At 67.6% G+C, this 17,457-nt stretch carries 19 protein-coding genes and 1 pseudogene; 16 read left to right on the top strand and 4 right to left on the bottom strand.

Going from position 1 to position 17,457, the window contains the following annotated elements; all coding sequences use genetic code 11:
• Nucleotides 1–32 precede the first annotated feature (32 nt).
• Nucleotides 33–473: a DUF983 domain-containing protein gene (locus tag ATE67_RS13020; RefSeq protein WP_058817123.1), complete on the top strand. Its 441-nt coding sequence runs from the start codon at nt 33–35 to the stop codon at nt 471–473.
• Nucleotides 466–1,803 carry an aminotransferase-like domain-containing protein gene (locus ATE67_RS13015; protein WP_058817122.1) on the top strand — a complete coding sequence of 446 codons (1,338 nt, stop codon included), beginning with the start codon at nt 466–468 and terminating at the stop codon, nt 1,801–1,803. The genes ATE67_RS13020 and ATE67_RS13015 overlap by 8 nt, the downstream gene beginning before the upstream one ends.
• Before the next feature lie 370 nt (nt 1,804–2,173).
• On the opposite strand, the gene ATE67_RS13010 is transcribed toward ATE67_RS13015, so the two are convergent.
• On the bottom strand, nt 2,174–3,823 hold the full coding sequence (locus ATE67_RS13010) for a M20/M25/M40 family metallo-hydrolase (protein WP_156417016.1): 1,650 nt from the start codon (nt 3,821–3,823) through the stop codon (nt 2,174–2,176).
• 200 nt (nt 3,824–4,023) lie between these two features.
• Here ATE67_RS13010 and pip point away from each other — a divergent pair, with 200 nt between their 5' ends.
• Complete coding sequence (gene pip, locus ATE67_RS13005; RefSeq protein ID WP_058817120.1) at nt 4,024–5,109, top strand: prolyl aminopeptidase; 1,086 nt, start codon at nt 4,024–4,026, stop codon at nt 5,107–5,109.
• Between the two features lie 116 nt (nt 5,110–5,225).
• On the opposite strand, the gene ATE67_RS13000 is transcribed toward pip, so the two are convergent.
• Nucleotides 5,226–7,373 (bottom strand): alpha/beta hydrolase family protein, encoded by a 2,148-nt coding sequence (locus ATE67_RS13000; RefSeq protein WP_058817119.1) that lies wholly within the window; start codon nt 7,371–7,373, stop codon nt 5,226–5,228.
• 285 nt (nt 7,374–7,658) lie between these two features.
• On the opposite strand from ATE67_RS13000, the gene ATE67_RS12995 reads away from it, so the two are divergent.
• The 3 genes from ATE67_RS12995 (at nt 7,659) to ATE67_RS12985 (ending at nt 10,335) form a co-directional block, all read left to right on the top strand.
• A complete protein-coding gene (locus tag ATE67_RS12995; protein ID WP_058817118.1) occupies nt 7,659–8,255 on the top strand; it encodes a PEPxxWA-CTERM sorting domain-containing protein in 597 nt (198 codons plus the stop codon).
• Between the two features lie 237 nt (nt 8,256–8,492).
• The gene (locus ATE67_RS12990; protein WP_058817117.1) at nt 8,493–8,999 is read left to right on the top strand and encodes a hypothetical protein; all 507 of its coding nucleotides are present in this window, start codon (nt 8,493–8,495) and stop codon (nt 8,997–8,999) included.
• Nucleotide 9,000: 1 nt separating this feature from the next.
• Entirely contained in the window at nt 9,001–10,335 is a 1,335-nt protein-coding gene (locus ATE67_RS12985; RefSeq protein ID WP_058817116.1) for a DNA-packaging protein, read from the top strand.
• A gap of 30 nt (nt 10,336–10,365) precedes the next feature.
• Here the strand turns inward: ATE67_RS12985 and ATE67_RS21425 are convergent, their stop codons facing one another.
• On the bottom strand, nt 10,366–11,031 hold the full coding sequence (locus tag ATE67_RS21425; protein ID WP_156417015.1) for a hypothetical protein: 666 nt from the start codon (nt 11,029–11,031) through the stop codon (nt 10,366–10,368).
• Nucleotides 11,032–11,229: 198 nt separating this feature from the next.
• Between ATE67_RS21425 and ATE67_RS12980 the strand changes: the two genes are divergently transcribed.
• From ATE67_RS12980 to ATE67_RS12955, 6 genes are all read left to right on the top strand, one after another.
• The gene (locus ATE67_RS12980; protein ID WP_058817115.1) at nt 11,230–12,336 is read left to right on the top strand and encodes a phage portal protein; all 1,107 of its coding nucleotides are present in this window, start codon (nt 11,230–11,232) and stop codon (nt 12,334–12,336) included.
• A gap of 105 nt (nt 12,337–12,441) precedes the next feature.
• Nucleotides 12,442–12,750, top strand: a complete 309-nt coding sequence (locus ATE67_RS12975) for a DUF6127 family protein (RefSeq protein ID WP_058817114.1) — start codon at nt 12,442–12,444, stop codon at nt 12,748–12,750.
• A 77-nt stretch (nt 12,751–12,827) separates the two neighbouring features.
• Entirely contained in the window at nt 12,828–13,211 is a 384-nt protein-coding gene (locus tag ATE67_RS12970) for an HK97 family phage prohead protease (protein WP_058817398.1), read from the top strand.
• Nucleotides 13,212–13,216: 5 nt separating this feature from the next.
• On the top strand, nt 13,217–14,356 hold the full coding sequence (locus ATE67_RS12965; protein WP_082660361.1) for a phage major capsid protein: 1,140 nt from the start codon (nt 13,217–13,219) through the stop codon (nt 14,354–14,356).
• A 249-nt stretch (nt 14,357–14,605) separates the two neighbouring features.
• Complete coding sequence (locus ATE67_RS12960; protein ID WP_058817113.1) at nt 14,606–15,121, top strand: head-tail connector protein; 516 nt, start codon at nt 14,606–14,608, stop codon at nt 15,119–15,121.
• Nucleotides 15,118–15,525, top strand: a complete 408-nt coding sequence (locus ATE67_RS12955) for a DUF3168 domain-containing protein (RefSeq protein WP_058817112.1) — start codon at nt 15,118–15,120, stop codon at nt 15,523–15,525. The genes ATE67_RS12960 and ATE67_RS12955 overlap by 4 nt, the downstream gene beginning before the upstream one ends.
• A 166-nt stretch (nt 15,526–15,691) precedes the next feature.
• Here the strand turns inward: ATE67_RS12955 and ATE67_RS12950 are convergent, their stop codons facing one another.
• Nucleotides 15,692–16,027, bottom strand: coding sequence for a hypothetical protein (locus ATE67_RS12950; protein WP_058817111.1), 336 nt, complete (start codon nt 16,025–16,027; stop codon nt 15,692–15,694).
• A gap of 50 nt (nt 16,028–16,077) precedes the next feature.
• On the opposite strand from ATE67_RS12950, the gene ATE67_RS12945 reads away from it, so the two are divergent.
• From ATE67_RS12945 to ATE67_RS12930, 4 genes and pseudogenes are all read left to right on the top strand, one after another.
• Nucleotides 16,078–16,485, top strand: coding sequence for a phage major tail protein, TP901-1 family (locus tag ATE67_RS12945; protein WP_058817110.1), 408 nt, complete (start codon nt 16,078–16,080; stop codon nt 16,483–16,485).
• Nucleotides 16,482–16,796 (top strand): gene transfer agent family protein, encoded by a 315-nt coding sequence (locus tag ATE67_RS12940; RefSeq protein ID WP_082660360.1) that lies wholly within the window; start codon nt 16,482–16,484, stop codon nt 16,794–16,796. Before ATE67_RS12945 ends, ATE67_RS12940 begins: the two co-directional genes overlap by 4 nt.
• Before the next feature lie 149 nt (nt 16,797–16,945).
• Nucleotides 16,946–17,134, top strand: coding sequence for a phage tail assembly chaperone (locus tag ATE67_RS12935; protein WP_058817109.1), 189 nt, complete (start codon nt 16,946–16,948; stop codon nt 17,132–17,134).
• Nucleotides 17,127–17,457: pseudogene (locus ATE67_RS12930) on the top strand (hypothetical protein); the annotation flags it as partial. The gene ATE67_RS12935 and the pseudogene ATE67_RS12930, both read left to right, overlap by 8 nt.

Raw genomic sequence — 17,457 nt, 5'->3', positions numbered from 1 at the left:
CATTATGTATGGTATTGTGTATGGCAAAGGTGATGGCGATGAACGAAGTCGAAGGCCGCGACAAATGGCGGTGGATCTACAGGGCAGGGCTTTCCGGACTGTGCCCGCGTTGCGGCGAGAAGGGCATGTTCCGCCGCTGGCTGAAAGTCGCCGATCGCTGTCCGCACTGCGCGCTCGACTATGAGTTCGCGGCGCCCGACGACGGTCCGGCCTTCTTCTCGCTATGCTTCATCGCCTTTCCGCTGTTGTTCCTCGTCGTCTGGTTCGAGGTCGCGCTGAACCCGCCGTGGTGGCTGCACGTGATCGTGTCGGTGCCGCTGATGATGATCCCGTGCCTCGCGGTGCTCCAGCCGATCAAGGGCTGGCTCGTCGCGTCGCAATATGTGAACAGGGCGCAGGAAGCGGGGACGGCTGCGCTGTGGGCGAAGCTGAATGCGCGCGCAAAAGGAGAGAGCGTCGAGGTCGATGGCTGACGGCTGGGTTCCCGACCTGACGCGGACGCGCGGGCCGAAATATGTCGCGATTGCCGAGGCGATCGCGAGCGCGGTCGAGACCGGTGCGCTGCGCAGCGGCGACCGGCTGCCGCCGCAGCGCGACCTGGCGGCGCGGCTGGGCGTCGACCTGACGACCGTGACCAAAGGCTATGAGCAGGCGCGGGCGCGCGGGCTGATCGGCGCGCGCGGGCGGGCGGGCAGCTTCGTGCTGCCGCAGGATGCGATCGCCGCGGGCCCGCCGCCGCGCGACACCGGCATGAACATGCCCCCCGAGGTCGAGGGCGGGACGCTGCTCGCGGCGTGGGAGCGCACGGCGAGCGCTTTGCTGCGCGCGCCGGGCGCGGGCGGGCGGCTGCACTATGCGCCCGCAGGCGGCCGCGAAGCCGACCGGGCGGCGGGGGCGGCGATCTTTGCGCGGATGGGGCTGGCGAGTGCGGCCGATCAGGTCGTGGTGACCGCGGGGGCGCAAAATGCGCTGCATGCGATCGTCGGCGCGACGCTGACGCGCGGCGATGTCGTCGCGTGCGGGGCGCATATCTATCCGGGGTTCCTGGCGATTGCGAAAAGGGCCGGGCTGCGGCTGGCGCCGTTGGCGCCGTTCGGGGCCGAAACTCTTGAGGCGCTGTGCCGGACGACGACGGTCGCGGCGCTCTATGTGGTGCCGACGAACGACAATCCCACGACGGCGACGCTGAGCGAGGCCGAGCGCGCGGCGCTGGCCGGGGTCGCACGGCGGCATGGCGTGCGGATCATCGAAGACGATGCCTATGGCCAGCTGCCCGAGCATCCGATCGCGGCGCTGTCGAGCTTCGCGCCCGAGCTTGGCTGGTATGTCGCGAGCGCGTCGAAGACGATCTCGCCCGCGCTGCGCGTCGCGCATGTCCGCGCGCCGTCGGTCGCTGAGGCGATGGCGCTGGCGGCCGAGGTGCATGACAGCAATGTCATGCCGCCGCCGCTTAACGCCGCGCTGCTGACCCGCTGGCTGGAGGATGGCAGCTATGACCGGCTGGTCGCCGAAACGCGCGGCGAGGCGAAAGCGCGGCTGAGCCTTGCGGCCGAGGTGCTGCCGGCGGGGCGCTATGCCGCCGATGGCTGCGGCTATCATCTGTGGGTGCCGCTGGCGGATGGCGCCGATGCCGTGGAGGTCGCGACCGGCCTGAACGGCGTGGGGATGACCGCGATCCCGTCGGATCGCTTCGCGGCGGGCGAGACCGGCGCTCCTGCGCTGCGCGTCTCGCTGGGCGGGGCGATCGATCGTGCGGGCCTGCGGCGCGGGTTGCGGGCGTTGGAGGGGTGGCTGGCCGGGTGAGCGGGTGGTGGCTTTGGGGGTGGGGGAGTGGACCTTACTTTATCCGTCATCCCGGCGAAGGCCGGGATCTCGCGGTTGCGTAAATCCGAGAGGGTGAGATCCCGGCCTTCGCCGGGATGACGATGAAAGATAAATCGTCCCTGCCGCGCAGCGGTGGGGAGGTGGCAGCGCGAAGCGCTGACGGAGGGGCGATGGCGCCGCCGTCGCGGCCCCTCCACCATCCTGCGGATGGTCCCCCTCCCCATGGCTGCGCCACGGGGAGGATCAAATGTTCCCCGACCGGTCGCTAACTGACAAGCCCGTCAGAAATCTCCTGCCACTGCCCGCTGTATTTGCGGACGGCCACCGGCGCTTCGATCAGGCTGACGCGCTATTTCCGCGCCGCTGCGCTGGCGTCGCGGATGGCCTTGAACTCGCTGCCGTCTTTCCAGCCGGGCCATTTGTCCGAGCGCGCGAGTTCATCGCCGATCTGGTAAAAAACCGATATATCCTGAACCGCGCCGTCGAGGTTCCATTCCGGGCCCCACGCGTCGCAGGCCTGATGATAGCATTTGCCGGTATAGTCATCGACCCACTTCTGGCCCGCTTCCTTGCCGCCATCGACCAGGTCGGAGGCGCCGGCGATGCCCATCATGAGCAGCACGGGAACGCCGCGCTTCGCCATGCTGAAATGGTCGGCGCGGTAGAAGAGGCCGCGTTCGGGGAGGCTTTCGACGCTGACGGTGCGGCCCTGCTTTGCCGCGAGGCGCGCCAGATCGTCCTCGAGCGTGCCCTGTCCCTTGCCGACGAGGACGACGTCCTTTGCCTTGCCCGCGGTCTGGAGGATGTCGAGGCCGAGGTTGGCGACGGTCTTTTCGGAAGCATAGAGCGGGTTTTGCGCATAGGCTTCGGAGCCCAGAAGCCCGCGTTCCTCGCCGGTCCAGAAAGCGAAGAGCAGCGTCCGGTCGGGGGCGGGCGCGGCCTTGAAATTGCGCGCGATCTCGAACAGCCCGGCGACGCCGAGCGCGTCGTCGTTGGCGCCGGCGCGGTAGATGCGGCCCTGTTCGTCGGGCTTGCCCTCGCCATAGGCGTCCCAGTGCGCGCCATACATGACGACCTCGTCGGGCCGTTTGGCGCCGGGGATTTTGGCGAGGACGTTCTGGCTCTGCACGACCTCGTGCGTTACCGGGATCGCGGCGTCGAAGGCGGTCCCGAGATCGACCGGCTTAAAGCTTTTGCGGCGCGCGGCGACGCGCAGCTTGGCGAGGTCCTGCCCGGCGTCGGCGAACAGCTTCGTCGCGGCCTCGCCCGAAATCCAGCCCTGCAGCGCGAGCGTGGTCTGCTTTTCGGGCGGCACGACGAGGCCGTAATTTTCGCCGCCGCCGCTTTTGACGACGTTCCAGCCGTAGCCGACGCCGTCGGTGTCGTGGACGATCAGCGCGGCGATGGCGCCGCGGCGGTGCGCCTCCTCGAACTTGTAGGTCCAGCGGCCGTAATAGGTCATCGTGCGGCCGCCGAACTTGCCGAAGCTGTCCTCGCCCTTCGCCGCGACGAAATCGGGATCGTTGATCAGGAAGACCGCGACCTTGCCCTTGAGGTCCTGCCCCTTGAAATCGTCCCAGCCGCGTTCGGCCGCGGTGACGCCATAGCCGACGAAGACCATCGGCGCCTTTGCGACGGTGGCGACGTCGTTCGGCTGGAGCGTCGAGACATAGATGTCGGTGCCGAAGGCGAGCGGCGTCGCGGCGCCGTTGCGGGTGAAGCCGAGCGTCGTCGGGGTGCCGAGGCGGGTGTGGAGGAGCGGGACGGGCTGGGTCCAGCCGCCGTTCGTCCCCGCGGGGTCGAGGCCGAGCGCCTGCAACCGGCCGATCAGATAGCCGATCGTGCGCTCCTCGCCGATGGTGCCCGGGGCGCGGCCGTGAAACTGGTCCGACGCCAGCGTGCGGACGGTTTCGGTGAGGTTGGCGGCGTCGATGTCCTGCGCGCCGACGGGCGCCGTGGATGCGGCGGAGAGAAGGGCGATGGCGAGGCGCAAGGTCATGGGGAACATCCTATGGCCGTTCGCCCTGAGCTTGTCGAAGGGCCGTCCTTCTTTCGACGTCGGCAAAGAGAAGGACGGTGCTTCGACAAGCGCAGCACGAACGGATGTGAGTTCAAGCTGCCTAGCCAGTGCGGCCGGCTTTGTGAACCACCGCCGATGCGCTAGCGAGGGCGCGACTCGTACGCAAAGGACTTACCCCGATGGATTTTTCGCGATTGCAGGCATCGAGCAAGGTCGGTGACGAATGGGCCTATCCACAGCCGCCGTGCCTGAACTTCGGCTGGCTGGAGGTCGATATCGCGGCGGGGCACCGCATCTATTGGGAGGAATATGGCAATCCCGACGGCGAGCCGGTGATGTTCCTGCATGGCGGGCCGGGCGGCGCGTGCGCGCCGGTGATGGCGCGCTTCTTCGACCCCAAACGCTATCGCGTGATCCTGTTCGACCAGCGCGGCTGCGGCAAGAGCGAGCCCAATGTCGCGGCGGCCGGCCCCGCCGCGGCGCTGCGCAACAACACGACCGCCGACCTGATCGGCGACATCGTCAAGCTGCGCGAGGAGCTGGAGATCGAAGGGAAGATGCATGTTTTCGGGGGGAGTTGGGGGAGCACGCTCGCAATGGCATATGCCATTGCGCATCCCGAGCATTGCGCGAGCCTGATCCTGCGCGGCATCTTTCTGGGGGCGGCGGAGGATTTGCTGTATCTGTACCAGGGGAATGCCGCGACGTGGGCCGACGACCCCTATGGGCTGACCGCGCCGGGGGCCTATATCAAATATCCGGGCGAATGGGCCGCGCTGCTGTCGGTGCTGACGCCCGACGAGCGCGGCGATGTGATGAAGTCGTACAAGGCGATCTTCGATCATGTGCCCGCGAGCGCGGCGGAAAAGGAAAAGCAGCTCCACGCCGCGCTGACCTGGTCGCTGTGGGAGGGGGTGATTTCAAACATGATCCCCGAGACGGCGGACACGGGCAAGTTCGGCGATGCCGACTTCGCGCTGTGTTTTGCGCAGATCGAGGCGCATTATTTCGACAATGATCTTTTCCTGCCCGCGGGGCATTTCTTCGATAATATCGGGGTGCTCGCGGCGATCCCGGTGCATATCGTCCACGGGCGTTTCGACGAGGTGTGCCCGCTGACGCAGGCGTCGCGGCTGGTCGCGGCGCTGCGCGACGTGGGGAGCGAGCCTGCGACCTATGTCATCACCAACGCCGGGCACAGCGCGATGGAGCGCGACAATGCGCTGGCGCTGACCGCGATCATGGATGGGTTGCCGCGGATTTAGCCTGGAAAATTCGAGCCGCATCCCCGAGCCAAGACGGGGCCACGGCGTTGCCGGTTCCACGCTCGAACGAGCCCCTCGTCTTCGCCCGGGGATGCGGTGGTTTTCTGGTTCAGGGATCACTCCCCGGCCGGCGGGGTCCAGCCCTTCCTGTATTTTTCGAACCAGGCGAGGATCGCCGAGGCCTTGGCGGCGGATTGCGACGGGCGCGCGGCGATGCCGCCGTGGCTGGCGCCGGGGACCTTGATCAGCGCGGTCGGCACGCCGCGCAGGCGGAGCGCGGTGTAATATTGTTCGGACTCGCTGACCGGGGTGCGGTAATCCTCGGCGCCGACGATGACGAGGGTCGGCGTCTTCACATTGCCGACGAGCGATAGCGGCGACAGCGACCAGTAGAGATCGGGTTTCTCCCACGGCTGCGCGCCGAGCCAATAGGGGCCGAAGAAGCCGGGGCCATCGGCGGTCAGCGCCTGCGTCGTCCAGTTGATCACCGGCTTCTGTGCGACCGCCGCCTTGAATCTGTCGGTCTTGCCGACGATCCAGCTGGTCAGCACGCCGCCGCCCGAGCCGCCGGTGACGAAGAGCGCATTGGGGTCGGCGACGCCCAGTTCGACCGCGCGGTCGACGATGCTGATCAGGTCGAAATAATCATTGCCCGGATAAGCCTTGTCGATCTCGTTCGCGAAGGCGGCGCCATAGCTGGTCGATCCGCGCGGGTTCGGCGAGAGGACGGCGTATCCCGCGGCGGCATAAAGCTGGTTGTCGGTCGAGAAATGGCCGCCATAGGCCGCGAAGGGCCCGCCGTGGATTTCGAGGATCAGCGGCACGCGCTGGCCGTCGCGGTAGCCGGGCGGGAGGGTCAGCCAACCCTCGATAGGCTTGCCGTCGTGGCTGGAGGCGACGGTGATCTTGCGCACCTCGCCGAGCGATTTGACCTCGCGAAGGCTGCGGTTGAGGTCGGTGAGGATGCGCGCCGGGCCGCCGCGCGCGAGTTGGACCTCGGCCGGGCGCGTCGCGGCGCCGCCGGTGAAGGCGATCGCGCCGCCGTCGGAGACGCTGAAGCTGCCGCCCGTATAGGGCCGGTCGAGCCCGCCGCCCGACAGGCCGGTCGCGGCGGTGCGCACCGCGCCGTCGAGGCCGATGCGCGCGACCTTCGTTTCGCCATGATCGTCGTACTGCGCGTAAACCGATTTGCCGTCGGCGGCCCATTGGATCGCATCGACGCTGTAATCCCAGTTCGCGGTCAGGCTGCGCTTGCCCGACCCGTCGCGGTTCATGACATAGAGCTGGGTGTTCTCATAAGCGCGCAGCTTGTCGTCGAAGCCGAGGTAGGCGATCCTCGATCCGTCGGGCGACACGAGCGGGCTGGCGTCGGGGCCGTTGCGGTCGGTGAGCGCGGCGACCGCGCCGCTTGCGACGTCGAGGCTGTAGACCTCGCTCTCGACCGGGTCCTTTTCCCAGTCGGGCTTGCGGTTCGCGGCGAAATAGAGCGTGCGGCCGTCCCGCGACCAGCTGAGCGGACCGGTGTCGTGATAGGGGCCGAAGGTCAGCTGGCGCGGCGACCCGCCGGTCGCGGGGACGGCGAAGATTTTCTCGAAGCCGGGTTCGAGATAGCCCTCGCCGTCGGCGCGGTAGGCGAGAAGGTCGTGGACCTCGAGCGGTTCGGCCCATTTCGCGCCCTCCGGCTTGTTCCGCGGCGCCGACCCGAAGCTGGGCCCGTCGTCCTTGACCAACATCGTATAGGCGATGGTGCGGCCGTCGGGCGACCAGGCGAGCGACGACGGCGCGGTCGGCAGGCCGGTGAGGCGCACCGCTCCGCCGCCGTTCAGCCAGCGCACCCAAAGCTGCGGCGCGCCGCCGGCGGTCGAGACGTAGGCGAGACGCTTGCCGTCGGGCGACCAGCGCGGCGAGAAGGTCGCGCCGTCGTTGGCGCCGAGCGGGACCTCTTCGCCGGTCGCGGTGTCGATCAGCCAGATCGAACTGACGGCGCGGTCGGTCATGATGTCGTTCGAGCGGCGGACATAGGCGATGCGCTGGCCGTTCGGGCTGATCTGCGGATCGGCGGCGATCGACAGGTCGAAAAGGTCGGCGCCGGTGAAGCGGCGTTCGGGCGCGGTACGCGCGCTGCCGACGGCGGAGGCCGAGGTGGGCGCGGCCGCGGTCGCGGCGGGCGCCGTCGATGCGTCGGGGGCAGGCGCGTCCTGCGCGGCGGCGGACTGGGCGGCGAGAAGGATCAGGCTCGCGCCGAGAAAGGCGAGTTTACGCATCGATTTGGGTGCCCCTTTTTCCGGTGGATGCGCCGAGGTGTAACCATCTGGCGAGGGGCGTCAATCGCGCGTCAGGACCAGGGAGCAAGCAGCTGGCGTGGCGTATCAGCCGCCGCGCGTGCATTGGCCGATTTGGGTTCACCCTTGGCAAGCTGTTTCGATTTGAGACAGGATTGGGGATCGACAAGGTTAATGAATTTTTCGATCCAGCTGGTTTCACGATAAAGTGATTTCGACCAGCGTTGCCGACTCGCATCGTCGCCTCGCGTCCAGGGGGGGCAGAATATGTCGGCAATCAGCAAATTCGGTATCGCCGCAGCAGTTGCGATCAGCGCACTTTCGACGGTTCCGGCAGAGGCGGCGTTAAACTTGGGCGCGACCGATTGTTCGCTTGCGGACATCTCGCCGGCGGCAAGCGCCTGCCGCGGCTGGTACACCGGCAATCTCAACAACGGCAGCCCGGCGGACAAAGCCGATTCGCTGGCGGCGCTGAATCTGCTCCTCGGGACCAGCAACCCGGGGCCGCTGACCTGGTTGGAGGACCTGACCGACCTCAGCGGCAACACGGTGGATTTTACGACGGCGCTGTATGGTGATACCGTGGTGTCCTTTCATGTCGGTGCGGCAAAAGGCGAAGATAATGGGGTCGGCTATCAAGCGACGGCGTTTTTCCGCTTCGATGCCGGCAATCTCGCGGGCGGTCTGAACAGTTTCACGCTGAATCGGGATGGGCTGTCGAATGCCCGGCTCTATTACACCGGCAGACCGGTCACGTCGCCGGTTCCTGAGCCAGCAACTTGGGCCATGATGCTGTTCGGCTTTGGCGTCGTAGGGGCCGGGATGCGGGTGCGTCGCCGCAATACGCATCTGCGGCTCGCGTGAGCGCGCGCTTCGGACTTCTTTCCTGTCCCGAAAAGCCCGGATTGCGCCGCAGTCCGGGCTTTTCGTTGTTCCGGCATCTCATGGGCAAAGCAGAATGATAACCATATAGGTTATTTTCTATTGACATCGTAACGCTGATATGGCACAAGTGTCACATCATGAAGAATTGCGATTCGGGCCGGCGCCCTTCCGATGCGGGAGGGTGTTCCGGCCCTTTGTGTTGAGAGGGCGTGGGCGATGGACGAGACGGTGGGGAGCGGAAAGAACCGGTTGCTGGTTTCGAAAAAACGGTCGCGGCGCGAGATTTCGCAGCGCAAGCGCGACGAGTTCATCCGGCATCTGAGCGAGACCTGCAATGTGACGCTGTCGGCCTCGCGCGTCGGGGTCGCGTTTTCGACCTTCTACAAGATTCGCCAGCGCGATGCGGCATTTGCCGCCGCCTGGCAGCGCGCGCTCGACGACGGCTATCACCGGCTGGAGGCGGGCCTGCTCAACGCCGCCTTGGCGGCGGTGGAAGGTCCGCGATCCGATACGGACGATGCGGATAGCCGTCCCGTCGTCGCGCCGATGACGGTGGATCAGGTGCTCCGCGTTCTGGGCCGTCATGAGGAGAGCGTTCGCGGCGGAAAGCTGAAAGGCTTGCGGCTCGGCAAGGGCAAGCTGCCGACGTCGGAGGAGACCGATGCCTATGTGCTGAAGCGGGTCGACATATTGCGGCGCCAGCGCGGCTGGGATCAACTCTAGCATGGCGCAGGCGACGCGCGATGTCGTCGGCGACTTGCAGGAACTGTTGGCGACGCTGACGCCGGGTCAGTTGCGGCGGTTGATGCGCGACCTTCCGTACAAATATCGCCGCGAGTTGATCGAGCGGTGGCAGGGGTGGGCACAAGAGGGGCAATGCGAGCCGCCGGGTGACTGGCGCATCTGGATGATCCGCGCCGGGCGGGGCTTTGGCAAGACGCGCGCGGGGGCCGAGTGGATCAGCGAATGGGCGCGAATGCTGCCCGGTGCGCGGATCGCGCTGGTTGCGGCGAACGATTCCGACGGGCGCCGGGTGATGATCGAAGGGCCGAGCGGCTTGCTGGCGGTTGCGCGGTCGGACGAAGCGCCGCTTTGGCGGGAGAGCCTGCGCGAGTTGCATTTCGACAGCGGCGCGGTGGCGACGCTCTATTCGGCGGCGGCGGCGGAGAATTTGCGCGGGCCGGAACATCATGTGGCGTGGTGCGACGAACTGGCGAAATGGCGACAGGGCGATGCGGCGTGGGACAATCTGATGCTGGGATTGCGACTGGGCGACACGCCGCGCGCGCTGGTGACCACGACGCCGCGGCCGACCGCGCTGATGCGGCGGATCATGGCGCTGCCCGGCTTCAAGGAAACGCGCGGCGGGACGAACGACAATGCCTATCTCCCCTCGAACTTCGTCGAGGCGATGGTCGCCAGCTATGGCGGCACCCGGCTGGGGCGGCAGGAGCTGGACGGCGAATTGCTGGAGGATGTCGAGGGGGCGCTGTGGACACGCGAGCTGGTCGAGCGGTGCCGGGTCGGGGCCGATACGATCGGCAAGCCGGTGCGCGTGGTGATCGGCGTCGATCCGCCGGCGACCGCGAAGGGCGATGCGTGCGGGATCGTCGTGGCGGCGCTGCTGCGCGATCGCCGGCTGGCGGTGATCGAGGATGCGAGCGTCGAGACGCCGCCGCCGGGCGTGTGGGCGCAGGCGGTCGCCGCGGCGGCGGCGCGGTGGGGTGCCGACCGGATCGTCGCCGAGAGCAATATGGGCGGCGACATGGTCGCGGCGACGCTGCGCCAGGCCGACTGCACGCTGCCGGTGGTGCCGGTGCATGCGAGCGTGGGCAAGGCGCGGCGCGCGGAGCCGGTGGCGATTGCCTACGAGCGCGGGCAGGTGGTGCATGCGGGGGTGTTCGCGGCGCTGGAGGACCAGCTTTGCGGGTTGCAGACGGGCGGGGGCTATGCCGGGCCGGGGCGCTCGCCCGACCGGGCGGATGCGTGCGTTTGGGCGCTGGCGGCTTTGCTGGAGGGGATGAAGAAAGGGCGGGAGCCGGGGGTGCGGGTGGTTTGAAATCGCGATGAAAGGCGCCGGTAAATCCCGCTAGTCGGCGTCGGCGGGATTCTCGTCCGTTAGGAGCCTCGGCTCATTAAAGTTAGGAGTAATCCAATGCAGCGTTTGATTTTCTCGACGACCAAAAAGCAGCGTCAAATGATAAAAATTACAGCCTGAGAAATCACAATCCAAAAATGAAATTGCGAGAGCTGATCGAACATTCACGTCGATCTCAATGCAATCGACGTCGAAAGTATTGGAGTTTTCCATTTTGGGCCACGGCTTTTGCTCTGAAGAGCGTAGGCCGATGATTGCCGTTCCGGGGCCGATTAATTCGCAGTTTATGAATGTTTTTCCGATGACTTCTCGCCTCCCCTGCGGCGCGAGGTCACGTAGGTAAAGCCGCTTATTCTCGTAAACTCGCGCCATTGGATCGAATGGTGATCCGTCACCTGTGATCCGCTCGCGAATTTTTGCTTCGACTCGCCACAATCGCGTCTTGGCAAGCAATGCGAGAGCAGTGCTAGTTGCCAGAAATCCGGCTAAGCCAGCAGAGAACCATCCAAACGCGCCAAACTGGCTAATCCATGCAACGCCGGTTGATAGATAACCAACTATTAGACCGGCAACGCTTGCAGGAATAATCGGCAACAAAGCGGCAGCGTTAGCGATCCGCCCGCTCCATTTGTCTAGTTTCTCAATGGCCCCGCCCATCCCTACTGCATATCACTAGCCTGAAGCTAATGGGAGTCAGTTAATACTTGAAGGAGATAAGCAACCTTATACGAGATTCCGGTTTGAGCTAGGTCAAGCTGAGATCGACGATGAGGCTAAAAGTGAGACCGGGGTGAAGCGTGGGGTGACGAGGTGCGGCGCGGGCCGGACTCACAGCGCGGCGGATAGGAGAACATCATGAACTGGTTTGGCCGCAAGGCCGCGCAGGTGGCTGCGCGGCCCGCTTTGTCGCGTGTGTATGGGAGCTGGAGTGCGCCCGCGCCTCTGACGTGGGAGGCGCAGGTGCGCGAGGGGTATTTGTCCAATGCGATCGTGCAGCGGGCGGTGCGGCTTGTCGCCGAGGCTGCTGGCAGCGCGCCGGTGGTGGCGAGCGATCCGGCGCTGGCGGCGCTGGTTGCGGCGACGTCGGGCGGGCAGGGGCTGGTCGAGACTTTGGCGTCGCAGTTGCTGTTGCACGGCAATGGCTATGTGCAGATTTTGACCGATGGCGCGGGGGCGCCGGCGGAGCTGTTTGCGTTGCGGCCCGAGCGGGTGACTGTGGAAGCGGACGCGCGGGGGTGGCCGGTGGCCTATCGCTACAAGGCCGGCGGGTCGGCGGCGGTGCTGCCGGCCGAGGATGGCGCGGGGCGCGTCGCCGTCGTGCATGTGAAAGCGCTGCATCCATTGGACGATCATTATGGTGCGGGGTGCCTGGGCGCAGCATCCGGCGCGATCGCGGCGCATAATGCGGCGGCGAAGTGGAATGCGGCGCTGCTGGAGAATGCGGCGCGGCCTTCGGGGGCGCTGGTGCATGATCCGGGCGACAAGGGAATGCCTTTGTCGGCCGAGCAGGTCGACCGGCTGCGCGAGGAGCTCGCCGAGAGCTTTGCGGGCGGGGGGAATGCGGGGCGGCCTTTGCTGCTGGAAGGGGGGCTCCGATGGCAGGCGCTGTCGCTGTCGCCGGCGGAGATGGATTTCCTGGCGCTGAAAGATTCGAGCGCGCGCGAGATCGCGATGGCGTTCGGCGTGCCGCCGATGCTGCTCGGGCTGCCGGGGGATGCGACCTATGCCAATTATCGCGAGGCCAATCGCGCGCTATGGCGGCTGACGGTGCTGCCTTTGTGCGCGAAGATTTTGGGGGCGGTGGCGCAGGGACTGTCGGGGTGGTTCGACGGTGCGGAGCTGCGCGTCGACCTGGATAAGGTGCCGGCGCTGGTCGAGGACCGGATGGCGCTGTGGCGCGAGGTGTCGGCGGCGGACTGGCTGACCGCGGACGAGAAGAAGGCGCTGTTGGGGGTCGGTTGATCCGGTTGCGGAGACCGAGAGACCCTCACCGCTGCGACTAGCGAACAAGTTCGCAAGTCTCGCTGCCTCTCCCCCAGGGGGAGAGGCGAGAACAAGGATGACATCATGGATGAGGAAGAGGCGCTGGCGCGGTTGATCGCGCTGGCGGGGACGAGTGCGCCTGATGCCGCGCTGTTGAGAGCCGTCGTCGAGGAGGCGAGCGAGTTGGGGGCGCGGCGGGCTTTGGCGCGGCTCGGGCTCGCCGACGAGGCGGCGCGCGACGATGTGAGCGATCTGCGCCAGCTGCTCGGCGCGTGGCGCGATGCGAAGAAAAGTGCCTGGGCGGCGGTGGTCGACTGGGCGGTGCGGTGCGGCCTGGCGCTGGTCGTCGTGGGGCTGGCGATGAAGCTGGGGCTGCCGGGGCTGCTGAAGTGAGCGGGGCGGCGGAACAGGCCCTCCCGTGCCGCGAGTCACGGGCCTCGCGGCACCCCCTCCCGCAAGCGGGAGGGGGGATCAGGTTTGCCGGTTACGCCTCGGTGTTCGACCGGGTCGATCGCGGGGGCGATGTGGTGCGTCGCGGGGCGTTTGCGGCGAGCCTCGCCGAGCGGCGCGCAGTGCCTTTGCTGTGGCAGCATCGGCCGGGCGCCGTGATCGGCGCGATCGAGACATTGGCGGAGGATGCGCGCGGGCTGCGCGTCGTCGCGCGGGTGACGCATCCGGCGGCGGCGAAGCTGGTCGCCGCGGGGGCGCTGACGGGGCTGAGCTTTGGCTATCGGGTACGGGCTTCGCGCGGGGGCAATCCGCGCGAGCTGGTGGCGCTCGATCTGGCGGAGGTCAGTCTGGTGGCGGCGCCGATGCAGCCGCTCGCGCGGGTGATTCAGGTGGTGAAGGAGTGAAACGCATGGACGATATGGAAGTGAAGGCGGACGCGCTCGATGGGGCGTTCGATGCCGTGTTGGCGGCCGAGGCGGTCGATGAGCTGAAGGCCTCGGTCGCGGCGCTGAAGGCGCAGGTCGATGCCCAGGCGGTGGCGGCGTCGCGCCTGCCGCTCGATGGGGCCAAGGCGGCCGATCCGGCGCGCGATGCCTTTGTCGAGCGCTACCTGCGGCGCGGGATCGATGCGGGGGTCGAGATGAAGAGCCTGTCGGGGGCGACCGGCGGCGAGGGCGGCTTTGCGGTGCCGCGCGAGATCGACGGCAGCATCGCGGCAACGCTGAAGACGCTGTCGCCGATCCGGTCGATCGCGACGGTCGTCCAGACGGGGACGAGCGGCTATCGCAAGCTGGTCGCGACGGGATCGTTCGGCACCGGCTGGGTCGGCGAGACTGCGGCGCGGCCCGAGACGGCGACGCGCAGCTTTGCCGAGATCGCGCCGCCGACGGGCGAGCTTTACGCCAATCCGGCGGCGAGCCAGGCGATGCTCGACGATGCGATGTTCAACGTCGAGGACTGGCTGGCCGAGCAGCTGGGCCGCGAGTTCGCGATCGCCGAGGGCAGCGCGTTCGTGAACGGCAGCGGGACGAACCGGCCGAAGGGCTTCCTGACCTATACGGCGACGAACGAGATCGACAGCGTGCGCGCGTTCGGGTCGCTGCAATATCTGGCGACGGGGACGGCGGGCGCCTTTCCGGCGTCGAACCCGCAGGACAAGCTGGTCGAGCTGGTCCATTCGCTGAAGGCGCCGTACCGGCAGGGCGCGTGCTGGGTGATGAACAGCGATACGCTGAGCCGCATCCGCAAGTTCAAGACGACCGACGGCGCCTTCATCTGGCAACCGGGGATGGTCGAGGGGCAGGCGGCGACCTTGCTGGGTTATCCGGTGGTCGAGGCCGAGGACATGCCCGATGTCGGCGCGAACAGCCTGTCGATCGCGTTCGGCAATTTCCGCGCCGGCTACCTCGTCGCCGACCGCGGCGAGACGCGCATCCTGCGTGATCCGTTCAGCAACAAGCCCTTCGTGCATTTCTATGCAACCAAAAGGGTGGGCGGTGCGATCATCGATTCGCAGGCGATCAAATTGATGAAGTTCGCCGCCAGCTAAGCAGCGCTGGTGCGCGATAGGCGCCCGGCCCGTAGCTCCCTTCCCTTTCGGGTCAGGGCCGGGCGCCGAATGACGGTCGCCATTCCGCCCAGACCGGCCTGCAAATGCCCGCCTCCCGCGCTTCCGGTGCTCACGTCCAGATGGACGTTCGCTTCGGGTCGCGGCAGCGGCGCATTTTCGGTTCGGTCTGACCGAAATGACGACCGTCATTTCTCCCATCGAGATTCTGTCTGGAAAGGATGACCTGCCATGCCGGTGAGCCTGGAGGATGCGCGTGCGTGGCTGCGGCTGGGCGCGGGGGACGAGGATGCGCTGGTCGAACGGTTGATCGGCGCGGTGACGAATATTTGCGAGGCGTTCACGGGCCAGTGGCTGATCGTGCGCGCGGGCGAGGAAGTGCTGGCGCTGCGGGATCGGACGGCGCGGCTCGCCGCGCGGCCGGTCGTCGGGATCGACGCGGTGGCGGCGATCGATGCGGGTGGCGGCGAAACGGCGCTGAGCGAGGCGGACTATCGCGTCGATATCGCCGGCGGCGCGGCGCGGGTGACCGTGCCCGGCGCGGCCGACGGGGCGCGGGTGCGCGTCGCCTATCGCGCCGGGATGGCGGACACGGCGAGCGAGGTGCCCGCCGCGATCCGCCATGGCATGCTGCGCATGGTCCAGCATCTGTACGCGGCGCGCGACGATGCCGCGCTGGCGCCGCCGGCGGCGATCGCGGCGCTCTGGCAGCCGTGGCGGCGGCTGTCGCTGGGCGGCGAGCGATGAGCAGCGCCGAGCAGGCGGTGCGGGCGAGAACGCTGGCGGTGCTGAAGGCCGACGCGGCGCTGGCGGAGTTGGTCCACGGCGTTTTCGACGGCGTGCCGCCGCGGGCGAGCACGCCCTATGTCTCGGTCGGGACGGCCGAAGGGAGCGACTGGGGGACGAAAGATCGCGCCGGGCGCGAGGTGCGATTGAGCCTGACGCTGCACGGGCAGGGCGCGGGCGTCGAGGATGGTGCGGCGGGGCGGATCGAGGGGCTGGTTTCGGGCCTGCGCGGGGCAGGCGAGGGATGGGCCATCGTCGGCGCCCGCGTCGTGCGAACCCGTTTTGCCTTCGCGCGCGAAGGCGGGTGGCGGCACGAGATGGTGGTGCGGTGCCGGTGTCTGGCGGGCGGTGCAGAGGACGGCTGACGGGCGAATCCAGCCGTCGCCCCCGCGGAGGCGGGGGCCGCTAGCGGCCTATTCCTGTGCTGCCGAGTAGACCGGCCGCGGCCCCCGCCTTCGCGGGGGCGACGGTTTGGCGGAACGTCCACCCCCAGGCCGTCGCAGGGGGGCTTTCGCAGCGATCCTTAGCCGATCACTCGCCCGGCAGGGTGTTGGTCGAGGAGTAATCCTTGAACTTGTCGGTGAAGTTCGCGTGATAATCGTCGATCTGCATATCGGCATTGTCCTGCGCATCGGCGGCATTGTCGCCGCCGGCGCGGTTTGCCGCGATCACCGCCGCGCGGAAGGCGGCGCGTTCGGTTTCGCAGGTCGATTTGACCGCCATTTCATATTCGGCGTCACCCATCTTCGCCTCGAGCGACTTCTTCAGATGTTCGCGGAGGCATTTGGTGAAGGCGGCGCGCGTCGTGTCGACGTTGCCCGTCGGGGCGGGCGCCATGGCGGCCAGAAGCATAGTCAAAATCAGCATCCTGCGACTCCCCATTTGCAGAACTATTTTTTCTCAAAGGAGATTAGACGATGGCAATCGAGAATGGGAGTGCCTTTCTGCTGAAGATCGGCAATGGCGCGGCGCCGCCGGTGTTCACGACCGTGGCCGGTTTGCGGACGACGCAATTGTCGGTGAACGGCGAGGCGGTGAACGTCACGACCAAGGATTCGGGCGGCTGGCGCGCGCTGTTGTCGGGCGCGGGGGTGCGGTCGGTGTCGGTGAGCGCGGCGGGGATATTCACCGGCTCGGCCGCCGAGACGCGGCTGCGCGGCCATGCGCTGGCGGGGGCGATCGACGATTATGAGCTGAGCTTCGAAAGCGGCGAGCGGATGCGCGGGCGCTTTCTGGTGACGCGGCTCGACTATGCCGGCGATTACAACGGCGAGCGCCAATATACGCTGAACCTGGAATCGAGCGGCGCGGTGGTGAGCCTGTGAGCGCGGCGGCGAATGCCCTGCGCGGCGAGGCCGAGCTGCGCATCGGCGACGCCGTCCATGTGCTGCGCCCGAGCTTCGCGGCGCTGGTCGCGGCCGAGGAAGAACTGGGCCCGCTGTTCGCGCTGGTCGAACGCGCTGCCGACGGGCGGCTGGCGCTGGGCGAGATGGCGGCGCTGTTCTGGCATTGCGTGCGCGACCGGCCCGCGGCGCTGACGCGCGAGGCGATCGGCGAGGCGGTGGTCGCGCAGGGGCTGGCGGCGGTGACGCCGGCGCTGCGTGTGCTGCTGGGGCAGATCTTGTCGGGGCGGTGAGGAACAGGTGAACGCGAAGGTACGAAGATTTCTTCTTCGTCGCCCCGGGCTCGACCCGGGGCCTGCCTTCTCTTGTGGCAAAGAAAGGCGGGTCCCGGGTCAAGCCCGGGATGACGACGTGGTGGGAGGACGTGGTGGGAGAACGACCGATGATCGGTGAAGTCGCTCAGCAGCTGGCCGGCCTGATGGCGCGCGTCGCCGGATGGCGGCCGGCCGAATTCTGGGCGGCGACGCCGGCCGATGTCGCGGCGGTGCTCGGTGGGTATCGCGACGAGGCGGGCGAGGGTGTCGATGGCGCCGCGCTCGCCGCGATGATGGAGCGATATCCCGATGACTGATGGATTGGACGAGGCGCTGGTGACGGTGCGCGCCGACACGGGCGCGTTCCGGCGCGAGATCGCGGCGCTGCGCGGCGAGCTGGAAGGCTCGCTGGGCGCGGGCGCGGATGCGGCGGGACGCGCGATCGAGCGGGCGCTGACGCGCGCGGTGGTGACGGGCAAGCTGGGGTTCGAGGATTTGAAGCGCGCGGTGCTGTCGGTGATGGCCGAGATCGCGCGTGCCGCGGTGTCGAACGGGCTGGCGTCGCTGGGCGGCGGCGGGATCGGTGCGCAATATCGCGATCACGGTCAACGTTCGCGGCGAGGCGGGGAGCGATCCGCAG

Origin of the sequence: Sphingopyxis sp. H050 (assembly GCF_001468265.1) — a bacterium.
Lineage (GTDB): Bacteria > Pseudomonadota > Alphaproteobacteria > Sphingomonadales > Sphingomonadaceae > Sphingopyxis.
The sequence above is the reverse complement of the archived record's forward strand: the minus strand, read 5'-3'. Positions and strand labels throughout refer to the sequence as shown.